Annotated in this window: 21 protein-coding genes; 1 reads left to right on the plus strand and 20 read right to left on the minus strand. The window is 50.2% G+C overall.

The window, feature by feature from the left end; translation table 11 throughout:
* Positions 1-20 precede the first annotated feature (20 nt).
* From coaBC to H8705_RS09060, 17 genes are all read right to left on the minus strand, one after another.
* Positions 21-1,217 (minus strand): bifunctional phosphopantothenoylcysteine decarboxylase/phosphopantothenate--cysteine ligase CoaBC, encoded by a 1,197-nt coding sequence (gene coaBC / locus H8705_RS08980; protein ID WP_262395439.1) that lies wholly within the window; start codon positions 1,215-1,217, stop codon positions 21-23.
* Positions 1,218-1,300: 83 nt separating this feature from the next.
* On the minus strand, positions 1,301-1,519 hold the full coding sequence (rpoZ, locus tag H8705_RS08985; RefSeq protein WP_262395440.1) for a DNA-directed RNA polymerase subunit omega: 219 nt from the start codon (positions 1,517-1,519) through the stop codon (positions 1,301-1,303).
* A gap of 63 nt (positions 1,520-1,582) precedes the next feature.
* Complete coding sequence (gene gmk / locus H8705_RS08990; protein WP_262395441.1) at positions 1,583-2,203, minus strand: guanylate kinase; 621 nt, start codon at positions 2,201-2,203, stop codon at positions 1,583-1,585.
* On the minus strand, positions 2,193-2,459 hold the full coding sequence (remA, locus tag H8705_RS08995) for an extracellular matrix/biofilm regulator RemA (protein WP_262395442.1): 267 nt from the start codon (positions 2,457-2,459) through the stop codon (positions 2,193-2,195). Before remA ends, gmk begins: the two co-directional genes overlap by 11 nt.
* A gap of 34 nt (positions 2,460-2,493) precedes the next feature.
* Complete coding sequence (locus tag H8705_RS09000; protein ID WP_262395443.1) at positions 2,494-3,372, minus strand: YicC/YloC family endoribonuclease; 879 nt, start codon at positions 3,370-3,372, stop codon at positions 2,494-2,496.
* A gap of 145 nt (positions 3,373-3,517) precedes the next feature.
* A complete protein-coding gene (locus H8705_RS09005; protein WP_262395444.1) occupies positions 3,518-5,176 on the minus strand; it encodes an FAD-dependent oxidoreductase in 1,659 nt (552 codons plus the stop codon).
* 318 nt (positions 5,177-5,494) lie between these two features.
* On the minus strand, positions 5,495-6,898 hold the full coding sequence (locus H8705_RS09010) for an oxaloacetate decarboxylase subunit alpha (protein WP_262395445.1): 1,404 nt from the start codon (positions 6,896-6,898) through the stop codon (positions 5,495-5,497).
* A gap of 15 nt (positions 6,899-6,913) precedes the next feature.
* On the minus strand, positions 6,914-7,333 hold the full coding sequence (locus H8705_RS09015; protein WP_262395446.1) for a biotin/lipoyl-containing protein: 420 nt from the start codon (positions 7,331-7,333) through the stop codon (positions 6,914-6,916).
* A 45-nt stretch (positions 7,334-7,378) separates the two neighbouring features.
* On the minus strand, positions 7,379-8,797 hold the full coding sequence (locus tag H8705_RS09020) for a carboxyl transferase domain-containing protein (protein ID WP_262395447.1): 1,419 nt from the start codon (positions 8,795-8,797) through the stop codon (positions 7,379-7,381).
* 219 nt (positions 8,798-9,016) lie between these two features.
* Complete coding sequence (locus tag H8705_RS09025; protein WP_262395448.1) at positions 9,017-9,391, minus strand: hypothetical protein; 375 nt, start codon at positions 9,389-9,391, stop codon at positions 9,017-9,019.
* Positions 9,392-9,428: 37 nt separating this feature from the next.
* Positions 9,429-10,166: a pseudouridine synthase gene (locus H8705_RS09030; RefSeq protein ID WP_262395449.1), complete on the minus strand. Its 738-nt coding sequence runs from the start codon at positions 10,164-10,166 to the stop codon at positions 9,429-9,431.
* 10 nt (positions 10,167-10,176) lie between these two features.
* Positions 10,177-11,373, minus strand: coding sequence for a D-alanyl-D-alanine carboxypeptidase family protein (locus tag H8705_RS09035; protein WP_262395450.1), 1,197 nt, complete (start codon positions 11,371-11,373; stop codon positions 10,177-10,179).
* Between the two features lie 71 nt (positions 11,374-11,444).
* Positions 11,445-11,891: a GerW family sporulation protein gene (gene ytfJ / locus H8705_RS09040; protein ID WP_262395451.1), complete on the minus strand. Its 447-nt coding sequence runs from the start codon at positions 11,889-11,891 to the stop codon at positions 11,445-11,447.
* 65 nt (positions 11,892-11,956) lie between these two features.
* Positions 11,957-12,619 (minus strand): DUF2953 domain-containing protein, encoded by a 663-nt coding sequence (locus tag H8705_RS09045; protein WP_262395452.1) that lies wholly within the window; start codon positions 12,617-12,619, stop codon positions 11,957-11,959.
* Positions 12,620-12,639: 20 nt separating this feature from the next.
* A complete protein-coding gene (scpB, locus tag H8705_RS09050) occupies positions 12,640-13,230 on the minus strand; it encodes an SMC-Scp complex subunit ScpB (RefSeq protein ID WP_262395453.1) in 591 nt (196 codons plus the stop codon).
* Positions 13,230-13,952 (minus strand): segregation and condensation protein A, encoded by a 723-nt coding sequence (locus H8705_RS09055; RefSeq protein WP_262395454.1) that lies wholly within the window; start codon positions 13,950-13,952, stop codon positions 13,230-13,232. Before H8705_RS09055 ends, scpB begins: the two co-directional genes overlap by 1 nt.
* Positions 13,952-14,650 carry a site-2 protease family protein gene (locus H8705_RS09060; RefSeq protein ID WP_262395455.1) on the minus strand — a complete coding sequence of 233 codons (699 nt, stop codon included), beginning with the start codon at positions 14,648-14,650 and terminating at the stop codon, positions 13,952-13,954. The genes H8705_RS09055 and H8705_RS09060 overlap by 1 nt, the downstream gene beginning before the upstream one ends.
* 224 nt (positions 14,651-14,874) lie before the next feature.
* Between H8705_RS09060 and rpmB the strand changes: the two genes are divergently transcribed.
* Positions 14,875-15,063, plus strand: a complete 189-nt coding sequence (gene rpmB / locus H8705_RS09065) for a 50S ribosomal protein L28 (protein WP_262395456.1) — start codon at positions 14,875-14,877, stop codon at positions 15,061-15,063.
* 274 nt (positions 15,064-15,337) lie between these two features.
* On the opposite strand, the gene H8705_RS09070 is transcribed toward rpmB, so the two are convergent.
* The 3 genes from H8705_RS09070 to der all read right to left on the minus strand — a co-directional run bounded on the left by H8705_RS09070 (position 15,338) and on the right by der (position 18,409).
* Positions 15,338-16,351, minus strand: coding sequence for an NAD(P)H-dependent glycerol-3-phosphate dehydrogenase (locus H8705_RS09070; RefSeq protein ID WP_262395457.1), 1,014 nt, complete (start codon positions 16,349-16,351; stop codon positions 15,338-15,340).
* Positions 16,352-16,373: 22 nt separating this feature from the next.
* Complete coding sequence (plsY, locus tag H8705_RS09075; RefSeq protein WP_262395458.1) at positions 16,374-17,018, minus strand: glycerol-3-phosphate 1-O-acyltransferase PlsY; 645 nt, start codon at positions 17,016-17,018, stop codon at positions 16,374-16,376.
* A 65-nt stretch (positions 17,019-17,083) separates the two neighbouring features.
* Entirely contained in the window at positions 17,084-18,409 is a 1,326-nt protein-coding gene (gene der / locus H8705_RS09080; protein WP_262395459.1) for a ribosome biogenesis GTPase Der, read from the minus strand.
* Positions 18,410-18,414 lie beyond the last annotated feature (5 nt).

An 18,414-nucleotide genomic window follows, 5' to 3' on the forward strand; every position in this document is an offset into this window, starting at 1 on the left:
CTTTCCTAATTTCTTGCCCGTCATTTTCCCTGATACATTTCCAGCAGCCGGTTCAAAATATTCTGCGCCACGTCTTCCTTACTCATCAGCGCAAGACGTTCCGCTCCCTGCAAGGTAAGGATGGTCACCTGATTGGTGTCATGTCCAAAGCCTGCCCCTTGTTCCAGCAGATTGTTAGCCACAATCATATCCACATTTTTCGAATGAAGTTTAGCTTTGGAGTTTTCCACCAGATCCCTGGTTTCCATGGAAAATCCGCAGATTATCTGGTTTTTCTCCCGGTGGTGACCAATATAGGACAAAATATCCTTTGTGCGCGTAAGAGGCAGCGCCATATCCTCCTGGGACTTTTTCATTTTATGTTCCCACTGCTCCGCTGGACGATAATCCGCTACTGCGGCGCATTTAATAATAATCTGTTGCTGAGGCGCTCTTTTTACCACCTGATCAAACATCTCCTGAGCGCTGACCACCGGCACCATCTGCACCCCGATTACAGGCGCAAGCTCTACCTTTCCGGAAACCAGAGTTACCTGAGCGCCCCGCATCCGAGCGGCTTTGGCCAAGGCATATCCCATCTTTCCTGTGGAGTGGTTGCTGATAAAGCGCACCGGGTCCATCGCCTCCTGGGTAGGGCCGGCGGTGACCAGCACGCGGATATCCTGCATATCCTTAGGGGATAAAGCGTACTGCACCGCATCAAAAAGTACCGGCAGTTCAGGCAGTCTTCCCTTTCCCACGTCGCCGCAGGCAAGCAGCCCGTTTTCCGGCTCCAGTACCGTCATCCCCAGTTCCCGCAAAGTCGTAAGATTTCTTTGGGTCGCTGGGTTTTCATACATTCCCGTATTCATAGCCGGAGCTATAATCTTAGGACAACGGCAGGCCAGCAGTGTAGTACTGAGCATATCATCCGCCAGTCCGCAGGCCAATTTCGCAATCATATTGGCGGTCGCAGGCGCCACAATCGCTGCATCCGCCTTTTTCGCCAGTGCTACATGCTGCACATTCCACTGAAAATTCCGGTCAAAAGTATCGGTCAGCACTCGGTTATTTGTCAGAGTTTCAAAGGTCAGAGGGGAAACAAATTCCGTAGCGTTTTTCGTCATTATCACATGTACCTGAGCGCCGCTTTTCGTAAGATCGCTGGCTAGCTGCGCCGCCTTGTACGTCGCAATTCCGCCTGTTACGCCCAAAAGAACTGTTTTTCCTTCAAACACTGAACATCCCTCCATTTTTTCGACAAAACAAACAAAGGCCCTTGCTCCCGGGGTTCCCCCGCAGGAACAGGGCCGTTTGAACGTTAGCGGTAGGTATCGGAGTTGACATAAACACTATTTACCAGCTTATATTTTCCGCTGGCAAACTCCTCGACTGCTTTCTTAACAGGTTTAGTATCCAAAGATAATTTTTGCTCCTCCGCTTCCTGAGCAATCTCCCTGGCCCGTTTCGCCACCGCGACCACAAAAGTATAATAATTCTCTCCTGGTTTGAGAATTGACGATAAAGATGGTCTAAGCATTATTTGTCTCCATTCCGCCGTGTATGTAAGCGGCGCTTTTTGAAGCGGCCGGCACGGCACAATTTATTTTTCAGTAAGGTTTACAAGCTTTTCGATATATTCCAGCATATACCGGGTTTCACATTTGGCGGCTTCCACCACAGCGCACAGCTGCTTTCTAGCCCGCCCCACATCATCGTTGATGATAATATAGTCATATTCTTTGGCCTGGGCCAACTCAAATTTCGCCGTGTTCAGACGGGCCTCCATGATCTCTTTCGTTTCCGTTCCCCGGCACAGCAGCCGTTCTTTTAAAGATTCATACGTAGGCGGCAGAATAAACACCAGCACCGCCTCCGGACAGCTCTTTTTAATTTTCATCGCTCCCTGGACCTCGATCTCCAAAAACACATCCTTGCCTTGGGCGCGCATCTTATCCACCGCCGCCTTAGGGGTTCCATAATAGTTCCCGCTGTACTGCGCATATTCCAGCAGTCCATCCGTGTCGATCAGATGCTGGAATTCATCCTTGGTAATAAAGCTGTAATGAACTCCGTCGATCTCTCCCGGACGAGGCTGTCTGGTCGTCACCGACACAGAAAGCACCGCATTGGGGTGATCGTTGAGAAAAGGCCCTAAAATTGTCCCTTTTCCAACACCCGACGGACCGGAATAAACCACTAGCATCCCCGGTTTATTCATCATCCTCTTCCTCATCGTCGTCATCGTCATCCACCAGACGGTTCGCTACCGTTTCCGGCTGTACCGCGGAAAGAATCACATGGTCGGAATCCGTTATAATGACCGCTCTGGTACGTCTGCCGTACGTAGCATCCACCAAGGCGCCCTTGTCTCTGGCATCCTGAATAATTCGCTTGATTGGCGCGGATTCCGGGCTGACAATCGCTACCAGCCGGTTGGCGCACACCATATTGCCGAAACCAATATTGATCAGTTTCATAAATCTTCCTCCACCTCATATTCACTTTCTGCCATTACTCAATATTCTGTATCTGCTCGCGGATTTTCTCTACGTCGCTTTTTATATCAACCACAACCTTGGCAATCGCCACATCCTGCGCTTTGGAGCCGATTGTGTTTGTTTCGCGGTTAATTTCCTGAACCAAAAAATCCAGCTTACGGCCGATGGGTTCTTCGTGAGTTAAAATATCCCGAAACTGAGCGATATGACTGCTCAGGCGGACGGTTTCCTCATCCACCGCCACTCGATCCGCAAAAATCGCCGCTTCCGTGAGTATTCTGGCGTCATCAATCTGTTTATCCGCCAAAATTTCACACATTTTATCATACAGCCGCTGACGGTATTCCTCCACCGTTTTTGGGGAGCGCTCCTTTACAATTTCCACCAGCCGTTCAATATTGTCCAGTCTGTTGTGCAGGTCCGCTTTCAGACGCCCGCCTTCCACCGCCCGCATGGCAACAAACTTCTCCAGCGCCTGATCCACCACGGTTTTTACCGCGCTCCAGATGATCTCCTCATCCTCCACTGTCTTGCGCACCGCAAAAATATCCGAAAAACGGGAGAGCACAGATAAGGTAATATCATCTTCCAACCCCAATTTTTCTCCCGTATCCCTCAGCGCGCCCACATAGGACTTGGCCAGCTCACTGTTAATCTCTACATTGGCGTTGGTCCCCTCAATGGTTACAATAGTGACGCCGACTTCCACCTTTCCCCGAGAAATCTGCGTTTGGGTATAGGTTTTGAGTTTCTCTTCCAGATATCCATACGCCCGGGGAACCCGGGCGGAAAATTCAAAAAAACGATGGTTTACCGACTTGATCTCGACTGTGATATCCCTTCCGTCGATCAGCTGCTGGGCCCGGCCATAACCGGTCATGCTCTTTATCATAATAGCGTACCGCCTTCGCATTTTTTGCCAAAATAGACAAGGCTTATTTGAAATATAATTTTACTCGTTATCACCGATTTTGTCAATCTCCTGCCGGGGGAACTATCCCTTTCCTTTCGCTTTTTCCGACAGCGCCAAAACCACGTTATTGTATCGCCCGGTAATAGGTCATCCCCCCTGGATAAATGGATACCTGGGGGAAAGCGTTGTTGGATAAAATACGGGCGGCCAGATACGCTCGGACGCCTACCGCGCAAATAACTACATAGTGTTTTTCCCTTTCCAATTCCCCCAGACGGGAGCGCAGTTCATCCAGCGGAATATTCACCGCCCCCGGAATCCTAAATTCAGCATATTCACCAGGGGTGCGCACATCCAGCAAAACCATATTCTCTTCTTTTGTTTCAGTAATATTCCACGGAACAAACTTCACAAGTCCCCTGCGGGCGTTCTGCGCTACAAATCCCAGCATATTTACAGCGTCTTTGGCCGAAGCAAAAGGAGGCGCGTAGGCAATCTCCAGCCTGGTTAGATCGTCCACGCCGCCGCCGAAACGCATGGCAATAGAGAGCGCATCGATCCGTTTATCTACCCCATCCGAGCCTACCGCCTGGCCACCCAGCAGTCTGCCGGTGTCCATCTCGTAAATCAGCTTTAAGAACATCTGCTTCGCCCCCGGATAATAGGTGGCGTGGGAGTTTTGAACGATCATTACCGTATCATAATCTTTTCCTTTAATCTTGCCCTGTTTTTGCAGCTGTTTTTCATTGTGTCCGGTAGCCGCCGCGCAAAGATCAAACACTTTGGCAATGCTGGTTCCCTGAGTGCCGGCATATTCCTCCCGCGCTCCCAGAAGATTATCCGCCGCCAGGCGCCCCTGCTTGTTCGCCGGCCCCGCCAGTGGGATCATCGTTCTTTCCCCGTCTACAAAATCCTCTACTTCCACCACATCGCCTACGGCAAAAATATCCTGTATCCCTGTGCGCATTCCTGCGTCCACTATAATCCCGCCTCGGGCATTGAGGGCAATGCCGGCGTCCGCGGCAATTTTACTGTTGGGACGCACGCCGATTGCAAGAATCACCATATCTGTTTCCAGCGCCGCGCCGCTGGCAAGAACAATACGCAGGCCCTCCTGCGTCTTTTGGAACTCTTTGACCCCATCTCCCAGTAAAAGCGAAACGTTATTTTTTTGAATATTGCTGTGGAGCAGTTTCGCCATTTCATAGTCCAAAGGCGCCATCACCTGATCCGCCATCTCTACGATAGACACGTCCAATCCCAGGGCATGCAGATTTTCCGCCATCTCCAAACCGATAAAGCCGCCCCCAATGACCGCTGCCCGCTTGATCGGATGTTCGGCAAGATATTCCTTGATCCGGTCGGTATCGGGCACCGTCCACACCTGAAAAATTCCAGGCAGGTCTATTCCGGGAATCGGAGGTACAATCGGAGAAGACCCGGTAGCAATTACCAGCTTGTCATAGCTTTCAAAAAATTCCTGCCCGCTGGTCAGATCCCGAATTTTTACCTTTTTTTCTTGCGGAAGAATTTGAGTGACTTCATGATGAACCTTCACATCCACATTGTATCGTTCTTTCATACGCTGAGGCGTCTGCAAAAGCAGCGCTCTCCGATCCGGGATCGCCCCTCCGATATGATAGGGCAAGCCGCAGTTTGCATAAGAAATATAGTCGCCTCGTTCAAATATTTTAATTTCACACTCTTCACTGAGTCTTCTGAGCCGGGCAGCCGCGGAAGCGCCTCCTGCCACACCGCCGATAATGACAATTTTTTCTTTCATAGCTTCTTCCCCCTAACCTTTTTAACAGGCGACGGCCGGGACCGTCATCGCCTCATTTTCGTGCCTATTTTGATCATTCATTTCTTATAAGCTTATTATGCTGCTATATTTTTTTAATTATATCATTGGAAAAAATGAAAAACAACATCTCCTCCTTTTTTCCTCTATAAATCTGATACAAGGCCCGCCCCTGCCTTCCGCGCCGCTTATACACACCGTTTTCTTTTATTGTTTCCCAATGGCGCGTACCTTTAAGGGCAAAATAAAAAACGGCACAAGTCCCTGGGACTGTGCCGTTTTTTTACCGTTGTTAATTTATCAGACAGGATGAACTTTGTTTTCCTTGTTAGCGTGTTCCCCGTCTACGCCGTATTTTTTATTTTTACGTTTTTCGAAGAATTTGGGAGCGACTTGCGGGAATTGGGCCATAGTCAGGATATCTTCTTCCTGCTCCAAATATTCCGGCGGGAACTCCTCGCGGAATTTCTCCAGTTCCGGCTCCAGCAGATCGGCCGGACGGCAATCAATTGGTTCCTCGTCGCCGATAATCTGTTTACGGAACTGCGGATCGATCGGCGCTGGGGTTTTTCCGTATTCGCCCCGAACCAGCCCGCGGAATTCTTTGGTTACCATCTTGTAGCGCTCGCCCATAATTACATTGAACACCGCCTGAGTACCTACGATCTGAGAGGTCGGAGTTACCAGAGGAGGATATCCGGAATCTTTACGCACATTGGGCACTTCGTTGAGCACCGCATCCAACTGATCCTCTTTCCCCGCCTGTTTCAGCTGGGAAACCAGGTTGGACAGCATCCCGCCCGGCACCTGATAAAGCAGAGTGTTGGCGTCAACGCCCATTACCTTAGGATTAAGAAGGCCGTTGTCCAGATATTTCTGGCGCAGTTTCGCGAAGTGTTCGCGAACCACATTAAGTTTTTTCAAATCCAAACCGGTGTCATACGGTGTACCCTGAAGCGCCGCCACCATAGATTCCGTAGCCGCATGGGAGGTGCCCAGGGCCAGAGGGGACATGGCGGTATCGATAATATCAACGCCTGCTTCAATCCCTTTCAATAGGGACATGGAAGCCAGACCGCTGGTGTAATGAGAATGCAGGTCGATGGGAATTTTAACCGCGCTCTTTAAGGCGCTTACCAGCTGGGTAGCCACTGTGGGGCTGATCAGCCCTGCCATATCCTTAATACAGATGGAATCCGCGCCTGCATTTTCCAACTGTTTGGCATAATTTACGAAATAATCCACATTGTGTACCGGGCTGGTGGTATAGGAAATCGCCGCCTGCATATGGGCTTTTTCCTTCTTTGTAGCTTTAATCGCTGTTTCCAAATTGCGGATATCGTTCAGAGCGTCAAAAATACGGATAATATCAATCCCGTTATCCACCGATTTCTGTACGAAATATTCCACAACATCATCCGCATAATGACGATATCCCAGCATATTCTGCCCACGGAAGAGCATCTGTAGTTTGGTGTTCGGCATATTTTTGCGAATTACCCGCAGTCTTTCCCACGGATCCTCGTCCAAAAAGCGGATACAGGAGTCGAATGTCGCTCCGCCCCATACCTCGCAGGAAAAGTATCCCACTTCATCCATGGCAGGCAGAATGGGAAGCATATCTTCCAACGACATACGGGTGGCAATCAGAGACTGGTGGGCATCACGGAGCACCGTCTCACAAATTTTAACTTGTTGTGCCATATCTATTCTCCTTCCTTAGCCGATGGAGATCAACAGATCATTGGAATTAACTGTGTCACCCTTTTTCACATGGATACCAACTACGGTACCTGCTGCCGGCGCAAAAATCTCATTTTCCATCTTCATCGCTTCCAAGATAAGCAGAAGTCCATTCTGTTCTACCTTGTCGCCTTCTTTCACCTTGATATCAAGGATATTGCCAGGCATTGGCGCAGTAACCTTGGTAGCGCCCGCTACCGGAGCCGCAGGGGCCGCCGCTGCAGGAGCAGGAGCCGCCGCGGGAGCTGCTGCAGGAGCGGGAGCCGCAGGGGCCGCCGCAGGAGCTGCTGCAGGAGCTGCTGCAGGAGCGGGGATAGGAGCCGGAGCACCTGCGCCCAGTTCGTCCACTTGAACATCATAGGATTTGCCGTTAACTGTTATATTAAACCTTTTCATTAGGAAAACCTCCTTGTTTATTTCAAATAGTAACCGTCATTAAAATTACATAGGAATATTGGCGTGTTTTTTCGGCAGGGTAGTTACCCGTTTGCCGCTAAGCATATCCAAAGCGGAAATAATGACTCCCCGGGTGGCCGCCGGATCAATCACATCGTCAATATGACCCTTGGAGGCCGCCGCCAGCGCGCTGGCTTCCTGGGCCGCATAGTCTGCTTGTACCTGTTCACGGGATTTTTCCTTGGTAATCTTGTCCCCGTACATAAACGCCACCGCGGTTTTCGGATCCAGCGGACTGATTACCGCGTTCGGCCAGGCTACGGTGTAGTCAGAATTCGCCGCCCGTCCCGCAAAGGAAATAAAGGCGCTGCCATAAGCTTTGCCTACAATTACAGAAATTTTCGGAGTGGTCGCTTCCGCATATACATGAGCCAGTTTCGCCGCTTCGCGAACACCGCCCTTACGCTGGGCCTCAGCGGCGCCTGCGAAACCTTTGCAATCCACTAACGTCACTACCGGGATCTGGAAGCTGTCGCACACAGAAACAAAACGCGCGATCTTGGAACATCCGCTGGCGCAGAGTTCTCCGTCCTTGCTGGCCGCTACAAAGCCTACGGTAGAGCCCGCTACCGTGGCCAGCACTGTGCTGGCGCAGTCCTTGGCAAAATCCGCATGCAGTTCCAGCGCACTGCCTTCGTCGGCGATATTGGAAATAATATCGTCCAGGCTGGCAGAAGAAATGTCCGCCGCAGCCGCGCTCAACGCTTGGGCCGCGCCTGCGGTCTCACTGAAGTCAAACATGGGCGGCGCAGAAAGGTTGTTTGCCGGCAGCATAGCGATCAGCTTTCTCGCACTGGCGATAGCGCTGTCGTCGTCCTTTTCTATCACATGGGCCGCGCCGGATACCGCCGCGTTTTCCGCGGTGCCCGCTCCTTCTCCTGCACAAACTGCCGGAGGCGCCATAAAGAACTGGCCTTTTTCACTCATAATTACAAAATCCGCAGCGGCGGCGATCATCGCAGCCGGTCCGGCGCACACTCCCAGTACCAAGGAGATCTGCGGCACCACGCCGGAAAGATTGTTTGTCCACAATAACATTTCGCCATAAGCGTTTAAAGCTCCCAGTCCGTCGGCCAGATCCGCCCCATTGGAATCATAAATTCCGACTACCGGCGCACCTGTCTTAAGCGCCAGATCGTACAGCTTTTTCAGCTTTGTCCCCTGGGCGGTCCCCACCGCGCCGTCTTTTTGTGTGTTGTCCTGGGAGAAAGCGTAAACAGGCGATCCCTCAACTAAGCCATATCCTGTAACTACGCCTGTACCGTCGCACTGTGCCCCGGCATATACTCCAACTTCCACAAAAGTATCCGGATCAAACAGCTTTGCGATCCGATCTCTGGCGGCAGAGGCTTTCAATACCTGTTCACGGGCAGCGGCAAATGACATTGTCTTGTCCCCACTCATGTTGTTTCCTCCTATCTCAACCATTATTAACTAAAAAATATCATCCTCGTTCGGACTATCCTTTTTTGAAAAAATATCCAAACGTAACCAGTATCAAGTATACACTGATTTTGTCAAGTTTACAAGAGCTCCTGCAAATTTATTTGATATTTTTTTAACTATTTTTGTAAAATGGAAGGACGGCAGGCAAAATTTGCCCGCCGTCCTTGGCCGCTGTTGTTATTTTACGCAGTTTCTCTTGGAAAAAAAAGCTCCCAGCTCAAACTCTTTCCCAATTTCATATCCCAGTTTGCTCAGGGCCATGGCAATCTCCCGGCCCAGATTTTCTCCCAGCTTTCCATATACGGCTCCTTGGTTTTTCTGGGCGTTAAACGCCGCGCGGGCCATGCCGTCCACCAGCCCTATATCCAACCGCCGGCCGGTGTCCGCCCCTTCCAAGACGACGCACTTGTCTTTCTGTGAGAAAGCGGCGGTCGCCAGCACATCTTCCCCGGAAAACGCGCCGTAGGCAAATGTATTCTCACCGCTAAGATAAAAGCTTCCGCAAATACGTTGGGCGAGCCTGTCGTCCGCCACTTTTTTTATCATAAACATTTTATACTCTCCATAATTTTAGCACTCAACATGATACTTATTTCTTGATGGCGTTACGCAGGGCAATCAGCTCCGCAGGCTTCAGTTCCCGCCACTGCCCCGGCTGGAGCATTCCCAGTTTTAAGGGGCCTACCGCAGTGCGTTTGAGCCTTGCCACTTCCAGCCCCACCGCCTCGCACATTTTGCGGATTTGACGGTTTCTCCCTTCCTGAATGGAGATTTGCAGCACAACCCGGCCTTCCTGCTTTTGCAAAATCAATACAGTGGCCGGCAAGGTCATCTTTCCGTCGATCATGACTCCCGCCGACATCTGGGCGGCCTGCTCATCCGTAACGTCCGGATGTACAGTAACCCGGTAGGTCTTAGTAATGTGGTTGGAGGGGTGCATCACCGTATTGGCAAAGCTGCCGTCGTTGGTTAGCAGCAAAAGCCCTTCGCTGTTGCGGTCCAGCCGTCCCACCGGATACACCTTGGCAGGCGCGTCCTCCACCAGATCGGTCACGCATCTGCGCCCCAGCTCATCGCTGGTGGTGGTCACATAACCCCGGGGCTTATTCAACATCAGATAAACGTTTCGTTTTTTTCTTTCCAACAGCACCTTTTGTCCGTCGATAGCGATGATATCCTTTGCGGGATTTATCGGGTGCCCTAACTGAGCCTTGCGTCCGTTGACAGTGATCCTGCCTTCCCGAATATACTCTTCTGCCTTGCGCCGGGATAAAACGCCATTGTCAGACAAGACCTTTTGTATTCGTATTCCTTTTACCTGCACCATATTTTTTCCTCTACTCTCTTCTCTCATGGGCAAAAAGCCCGTCTAGCCACCGCGCCAGCCACCATTTTTCTTTCTGCCTGGCGGGAATGTCTTCCTGTGCTGTCAGCGGCACCTCCCCTATGGGCTGGCCGTCGCTGTAAACTGTAAAACTGCCGATTGCCTGCCCCTTTCTTACCGGAGCATATAAAAACGGCGCGATCCGCGCCTTGATCTCCAACTGTTCTAATTCCCCGTCCAGCAAGGATACTTGCGCCGGCGGGGAATACACCCCGTTTACCGCTTCCCGTATCCCGCCGGTCACTGGTATTTTTACCGAAGGCAGCCGGGATGTGATGTCCACTGGGGTGAGTTTTTCAAAATACCGGTCGTACAGCTTAGCGTGTACCTCCCAATCGTCCGGACAGTTCAAGGTCACACAGATTAATTTGCTGCCATCCCGCATAGCGCAGGAGACCAAGCACCGCCCTGCTTTTTTCGTAAACCCGGTTTTCACCCCCACTGCCCCTTCGTAATTGCGCAAAAGCTTATTGTGGTTGGTAAGCCAGCGCCGGTAAGGAGGATTTCCATATTCCACCACCGCCTTGCTTTGGGAGCAGATATCCGCAAATCTAGGGTTTTTCAGCGCCTCCTGCGCCAGCAAAGCCATATCGTAAGCAGTACTATAATGGTTTTCATGGTTCAAGCCGGAAGGAGTCACAAAATGGGTGTCCTCCATCCCCAGCTGCTGGGCCCGCTGGTTCATTTTTTGGGCGAATTTTTCCTGACTTCCGGCGATTTTCACCGCCGCTGCATTGGCCCCGTCGTTGCCGGAAGCCAAAAGCATCCCATAGGCCAAAATGGATAAAGTAACCTTATCCCCCTCGATCAGTCCCATGGAAGATCCTTCTACCTTAATCGCCGTAGGATCTACTACAAAATAACGGTCCAGATCCTCCTGCTCCAACGTAAGCAGGGCCGTCATAATCTTAGTGGTGCTGGCCATGGGAAGCCTGCCGTTGGCATTTTGAGCAAACAGCACCCGTCCCGTATAGGCGTCGATGACTACAGCGCCTTTGGCGTTCACCTGCAGATCCGGCGTATCCGGAATCGTCTGGGCCGAAACCTGCTTTTCTCCAAAGGCCGGCTCCGCCGCCTGGGCCTCTGTCAGACGCACCCCTACAAACAGCAGCAAAAACGCCACCAGCAAGGCCACCGCTTTTTTCAGCATAACAAATCACCCGCAAAAATTATTCGCGCATCGCTGCACAGCTAATTTTATGCGGTGAAACAAGCCCTATATTACAGGTCGATATTGATCTCGGTGGTTCCAATATCCGGGGCTTCCTCTTTTGACCCATCCTGTTTTTTGTCGCTTTTTCCTTTGGAGAACAAGCCGCTTACCTTATCCACCATATCCGGCATCATGGTTACTATCCGGTCAGCGGTAGTTTTGCTGTCGTTAATCTGCAGCAGATCAACCTTGCCGTCCTTAATCACAAGGAATGCTAACGGCTGTACAGATACTCCGCCGCCGGCGCCGCCGCCAAACAGGCCGTTGGAGCTGCTGGTGGGCAGGTCGCTGCCGCCGGAAGCAAAACCAAAGCTCACCTTGGACACTGGAATGATCACCGTGCCGTCCGGGGTAGTAATCGCCTCGCCGATAATGGTGTCCGCGTCCACCAAGGATCGCAGATTTTGCAGGGAACTGTCCATCAAACCGTTAATTGGGTGCGTACCTTCACTCATCGTCTATTCCTCCCGTTTATCTGTTAGGGCAGTGTTTTCTGCCGTAGATTTTCTATAAAAAAGCCTTAGGTCTTTTGTTTTTGTTCTTCTGAGAGCCTTTGGGCCTGTTTCTCCCGAGATTTTCGTTTCATCGTGCGTTTTAGGAAACCTGCCGCCGTTTTCAGCGCCGCCCAAACCGCTACTATTGGTATCAGCCGGCCCTTCACATGAAAGACTACCAAGCTTTCTCCTGTAACAAAATCCGGCTCGATTGCAATTTCAGGACGCGCCATATTAAGAAAGTTTTCCGCCAAAGCGTAAGATGTATATACAGCGGCGTTGCACTTCCCGTAGCTGATGGCGGTCTGGGCCGCATCCTCCCGCGCCACCACCAGGTGAAGATAAATTTTATACAATCGGAAGTTGCGTATCAGTATTCCTGCTCCGCCCTTTACTGACGAAAGCAGATCCACCACCATCCCAAGCTGTTCTGAAAATTCCTTTGGGGATTTTTGCGCCTTGGGTTTTTCTTTTTTGGGCTTTTTTTGTTTTTTAGGCTTGTTTTCTTCCTGGCCCGGCTTTTTTTCCCGTTTTTTCGCCATCTCCGCAAGGTCCATCTTTAAAAAAAACAGTACCCGGATATAAATGGAAATTTCTTTCCCTGTTTCATATCTCACCGATAAAAATACCGGTATCAGCAGCACAGAAAGAAGGGCGAGGATTCCCAAAAGGATATATACTGCAATCATTCCCGCCCCTCCTTAGAAAATTATTCGTTTTCCTTTTCCCACGGATCGTCGAAACCAACCTGTCCCTCCAACACATCGTCGGGAATTTCTGCGGTTTCCTCCTCCTGGGAGGGCAGTGTAGGCAGCTTGTCCAGCGTCTCCATCCCGAAACAGCGAAGGAAATTCGCAGTCGTGCGGTAAGACAGCGGCCGTCCCGGCAGCTCCAACCGCCCGGCTTCCTCCACCAGCTGCTTTTCTACCAGGGAATTGATCACACTGGAGCTGTCCACTCCTCGTATCTGCTCCACAAGGCTTCTGGTCACCGGCTGGTTATAAGCGATAATAGCCAATACCTCCAGCGCCGCCTGGGACAAAGGAGTATTGCGTTTAAGTTCCAGCGCTTCCCGGATGACCGGAGCAAACTCGCAGGTAGTACACAGCTGCAGCCTGTCCTCCAAGCGAACCACCTGCAGCGGCATCCCAGCTTCTTCCAGCGCATCCCTGATGTGAGGAATATATTTTACTACGGTTTCTTCATCGGCGCCGATAGCCTGGGCAATTCGTTCAATCTCTACCGCTTCCCCGCCGGCAAATAATATAGCCACAATCTGTTTCTGTGGTAAATCCATCATCAATTTTCTTTCCCTTTCCGTCTGCGCTCAAAGTTCACCTGGGTTCCATCGTCGCTGATAGTGATCCGCTTGGCCTTCACCAGCTCCAGTACCGCCAAAAATGTCGCTACCATCTCGCTGCGGTCCCCCTGGCTGTCCTCAAACAGGCTCAAGTAAGCGGTTCTCCCCGTCCGGTAAAGCTTTTTAAGTACAAATACCACCCGGGAGGCTACAGAAACCACCCGTCTGGAAACAATTCCGCTAAACGCCTGGGCAGGAGGCGGAAGCCGCCGCCGGCCTTTTCCAATTGCGTCCTGATAGGCGTTATATAATTCTGCCGGGCTGTGGCTGAGCTTATACACCCTATCCACTGGGATGGGCTCCATTTCCCGGACAAAAGTGGAGTACATCTGGTTTTGTTCTCCCAGCTTGGCCGCCGCCAGCCTGCATACCTGATACTCCAGCAGCTGTCCCTGCAGTTCTGTCTTCAGGGTTTGCCCTTCCTCTTCATGTTTGGGCAGCAGCATCACTGTTTTGATATAAACCAGCCGGGACGCCATTTCCAAAAACTCACTGGCTACCTCCAGATCATTTTCTTTCAGCCGGTTGATATAAGCCATATATTGTTCCAGCAAAAGGGAAATCTGGATATCATAAATATCCAGCTTATGCTTGGAAATTAAAAACAACATCAAATCAAGGGGGCCCTCAAATTCGGCAACCTTGAAGGAAAGCTTCTCCATTATACGATCATCCTGCCAATTATATCGATAAATCCGGTAGCAAATCCCAAAAACCGATAGACTATATTGGCAAGCCAGTTCAAAGGCGCGGACAAAACGTTGGTAAACATCAACACCGCAAGCAGGCCTATGAAGATATATTGACGGTACTGGGCAATTTTATACTCCCATCTGGCGGGAATAAAATAGCTTAGGATATTGTAACCGTCCAGCGGCGGGATTGGCAGCAGATTAAACACCGCCAACGAAATGTTGGTGGTAATCATAATAGATAAAATCTGCATAACAACAAACACGGCGTTTCCTACCTCTACTCCCAGCGCCTGTACCGCGATAAGAAAAATTTTATAAATACACAGAATGATAAACGCCAAAATAATATTAGCGCACGGCCCTGCCAGCGAGGTCAGCGCCATTCCGCCGCGCATGGTGACCTTGCGGCTGAAATTGCGGGGATTTACCGGCACCGGTTTTGCCCAGCCAAATCCAGTAAACAAAAGCAAAATGGTGCCTAAAGGGTCTAAATGAGCCAACGGATTAAAATCCAGCCGGCCCTGGTAGCTGGCAGTGTCGTCCCCCAGCTTGTGAGCCACCCATCCGTGAGCGTACTCGTGGATCGGCATAGAGGTTAAAAGTACAATCAGGCGGGCAAATATCATAAAAAGAGCGCCCTGCATTCCTGCGGAAAAAAGTCCCATGGTTACTCTCCTAACTGAAAATAGCGATAGTTTCGCAGTATAATAGAAACATTATACCTATAATATCTTTTAAATACAAGTAAATTTGCCGTATTTTGCTTGTATATTCCCAATTTTATAATTTATTCTTAAAAAACCTCTTGCTTTTCTTGTCCAAATCTGATAGAATACTAACGTTGACCCCTAATGAGGTTAAGTTTTTTGTATCGAAGGAGGTGCAGACAATGGCAAAATGCGACATCTGCGGAAAAGGTGTAACTTTCGGAATTAAGGTTTCCCATTCTCATAGACGTTCTAACCGGACTTGGAAGCCAAATGTACAGCGTGTAAAGGTAATTGTTGACGGCTCTCCTCGCCACATCTACGCCTGCACCCGTTGCTTGCGTTCTGATAAAGTTCAAAGAGCTATCTAATTTTCCGTGATAGAACATCCTTAAACGGCAGGCATGGGCTTGCCGTTTTTTGTTTTTTCTGTTGTAGCGGCTTTCACTTCATCTGGGGGGAGGATATCCCAGCAGAAAAAATTTATATGCAAGGGCGGTTGACCCCAGCAACTTGAATTTCCTTTCCTGATTATCTACTATTATGGAAAGAAAGATCCCAACGCCGCCAGAATGGTTTATTTTGACGGTGAATTTACAAAATATAATTAAATATAAATAAAAAACAGCCCTTTAGGGCTGTTTTTTATTTACTTAACAGCCAGATCACTTCTGATTCATGGCGTTTTGGGCGCTGCATCAAATTTTGAATGGCCTGCTGCGGCTTTTTGTCCTCATACAGCACCTCATAGACCTGCTGGATAATAGGCATTTCCACATTTCTCTTTTTGGAAAGCTCATAAGCACATTTGGAGCTGGTGTATCCCTCTACCGTCATGCCCACTTCATCAATGGCCTGCAGAGCGGTTTTCCCCTGGCCGATCAAAATGCCCGCCCGACGGTTCCGGGAATGCATACTGGTACAGGTGACAATCAAATCTCCGATGCCGGACAATCCGGCAAAGGTTTCGTTCTGGGCGCCCATCGCTACTCCCAAGCGGGCAATTTCTGTAATTCCCCGGGTCATCAGAGCCGCCTTGGCGTTGTCTCCCAACTGCAGCCCATCGCTGATCCCTGCCGCCAGAGCAATGACATTTTTCAGCGCCCCGCCCAGTTCTACCCCCATAACGTCGTCGTTAACATAAATTCGGAAGGCAGGGTTCATTAAAATATCCTGAACAAATTCTGCGGCGCCTCTGTTCCTGGAGGCCGCCACCACCGTGGTGGGCACCCCCCGCGCAACCTCTTCTGCGTGGGACGGTCCAGAAATAATAACATTGCTGTTCCCCGGCAGCTCCTCTTCCATCACCTGGGAAAGGGTGCGCAGGGTATCCTTTTCAAAGCCTTTTGCCACGCAGGCGATCACAGATTTCGATCCGATCTTTTCCTTAATGGACGCGCACACCCCCCGCACCGCAAAAGACGGGGTAGCAGCAATGATCAGCTCGCTCTCCAATTTTTCCGGCAGCTGCCAGGTCATTTTTATGGTTTCCGGGATATGGATTCCCGGCAGGAGTTTTTTATGCTCCCGCTGAACGCTTAACGTCTCAATCTCCTGCTGAAACGGGGAGTACAAGGTTACCTGGTGGCCATACTTTTCACACATTACAGCCAGCGAGGTCCCGAATCCCCCCGCGCCCAGAATAAATATCTCCGCCATAACAGGTCTACACGCCCTTTCTTTATTTTTTCTCGCCAAAACGGTATTCCGTCCCATTTCGCAGCCGCTGGATATTTTCCCGGTGGGCGTATGCCCCCATCGCGCTGATCATCAGCGCAAAAATGACGTTGGACACCACCGGCGCCCCCTGCGCCCTGCTTACAAAATATGTAAAAATAGGGAACAGGATATAGCCGATCAGCACTGTCAATGAAACAATTTTCACAATAAGCACAAAAGGCAGAAGCAACACCACAAGCATTAAAAACACCCATGGATTAAGTATCAATATGACTCCTAAGCTAGTCAATACCCCTTTTCCGCCTTTGAATTTAAAAAAGACCGGATAAAGATGGCCCAAAATGACACACAGCCCGGCGATATATCCGCCGTCTGACTGGGTAATCCCTGCCATCTGATATAAAAGCCTTCCCAAGGCCACAGCTACTAACGCCTTGCCAAAGTCGCCCACTGCGGTGAGTACGGCCAGCTTTTTTCCATAATTACGCAATATATTGGTCATGCCTGCGTTGCCGCTGCCAAAATTTCTGATATCTTCTTTTTCAAATGTCCTGGAAATAATGACAGCAAAGCTGACGCTCCCTATCAAATAAGAAATTATCGCCACCAGGGCGGACATTCCTAAAAAATCGGCGGTCAACTGCATCCTTTTTCACTCCTGCACGTACGCATTTCTTCTCACTCACAGACTAACAGAAAAAGCAATTAAAATCAAACCTTATCTCCCCGTTCCCGGACGATAATCTTTATCGGCGTACCTTCCAGCCCGAAAGTTTCCCTGATTTGATTTTCCAGATACCGCTGGTAAGAAAAATGGAACAACTCTTTCTTATTGCAGAAAAATACAAACGCCGGCGGCCGGGTTGACGCCTGAGTACAATAATAAATCTTAAGCCGTTTGCCTTTGTCCGTAGGGGGCTGGACTCTGGCGGTAGCATAGGAGAGCAGATCGTTAAGCCGCCCAGTAGAAATACGCATAGCGTTTTGCTCGTTTACATAGTTAATCAGCTCAAACAGCTTCTCCAGCCGCTGTCCAGTTTTTGCGGAGATAAAAATAAACGGAGCGTAGGCCATAAAAGAAAAATCATTTTCTAGCCTTTTGCGAAATTCCTGCATGGTTTTTCCGTCTTTTTCCACCGCATCCCATTTATTGACCGCAATAATGCAGCCTTTTCCCTGTTCATGGGCGTAACCCGCTACCTTGCTGTCCTGTTCGGTAAAGCCTACAGTAGCGTCGATCATAATCACACATACTTGGCTGCGGTCCACCGCCATATAGGCGCGCAGGACGCTGTAGCGCTCAATCTGCTCCTCTACGCGGGATTTTCTGCGAATTCCCGCCGTATCAATAAACACATATTTCCCGAAGCGATTCTCAATTACCGTATCCGTAGCATCCCGGGTGGTGCCTGCAACATCCGATACAATTACCCTCTCTTCCCCGGCAATCCGGTTGATAAGGGAGGATTTTCCCACATTGGGCTTGCCGATAACCGCTACTTTGACGTATTCCTCATCGTAGCCGTCGGTTTTCTCAAAATCAATATATTCAAAACACGCATCCAGCAAATCGCCGGTGCCATGTCCATGGGTAGAGGAAACCGCGATGGGATCCCCCAACCCTAAATTGTAAAATTCATAGAACTCTGGGCTGGGCGCCCCCAGCCGGTCGCTTTTGTTTACGCACAGCACCACCGGCTTCCCGCTTTTGAGCAGCATAGCGGCCACGTCCTGGTCGTTGGCGGTGACTCCGGACTGGATATCCACTACCAGTACGATCACGTCCGCCGCCTCGATTGCCAGCTGCGCCTGACGGCGCATCTGAGAAAGGATCGCGTCGTCGCTGTGGGGTTCAATACCGCCGGTATCCACCAGCATCACCTTTTTATTGCGCCACTCACATTCAAAATAAATCCGGTCCCTGGTAACTCCCGGCGTATCCTCTACAATACTTATTCTTTGTCCCACCAATTTATTAAACAAGGTGGATTTTCCTACATTCGGCCGTCCTACAATAGCAATCAACGGTTTTGCCATGGGAA

Source organism: Youxingia wuxianensis (assembly GCF_014385085.1).
Classification (GTDB): Bacteria; Bacillota; Clostridia; order Oscillospirales; family Ruminococcaceae; genus Youxingia; species Youxingia wuxianensis.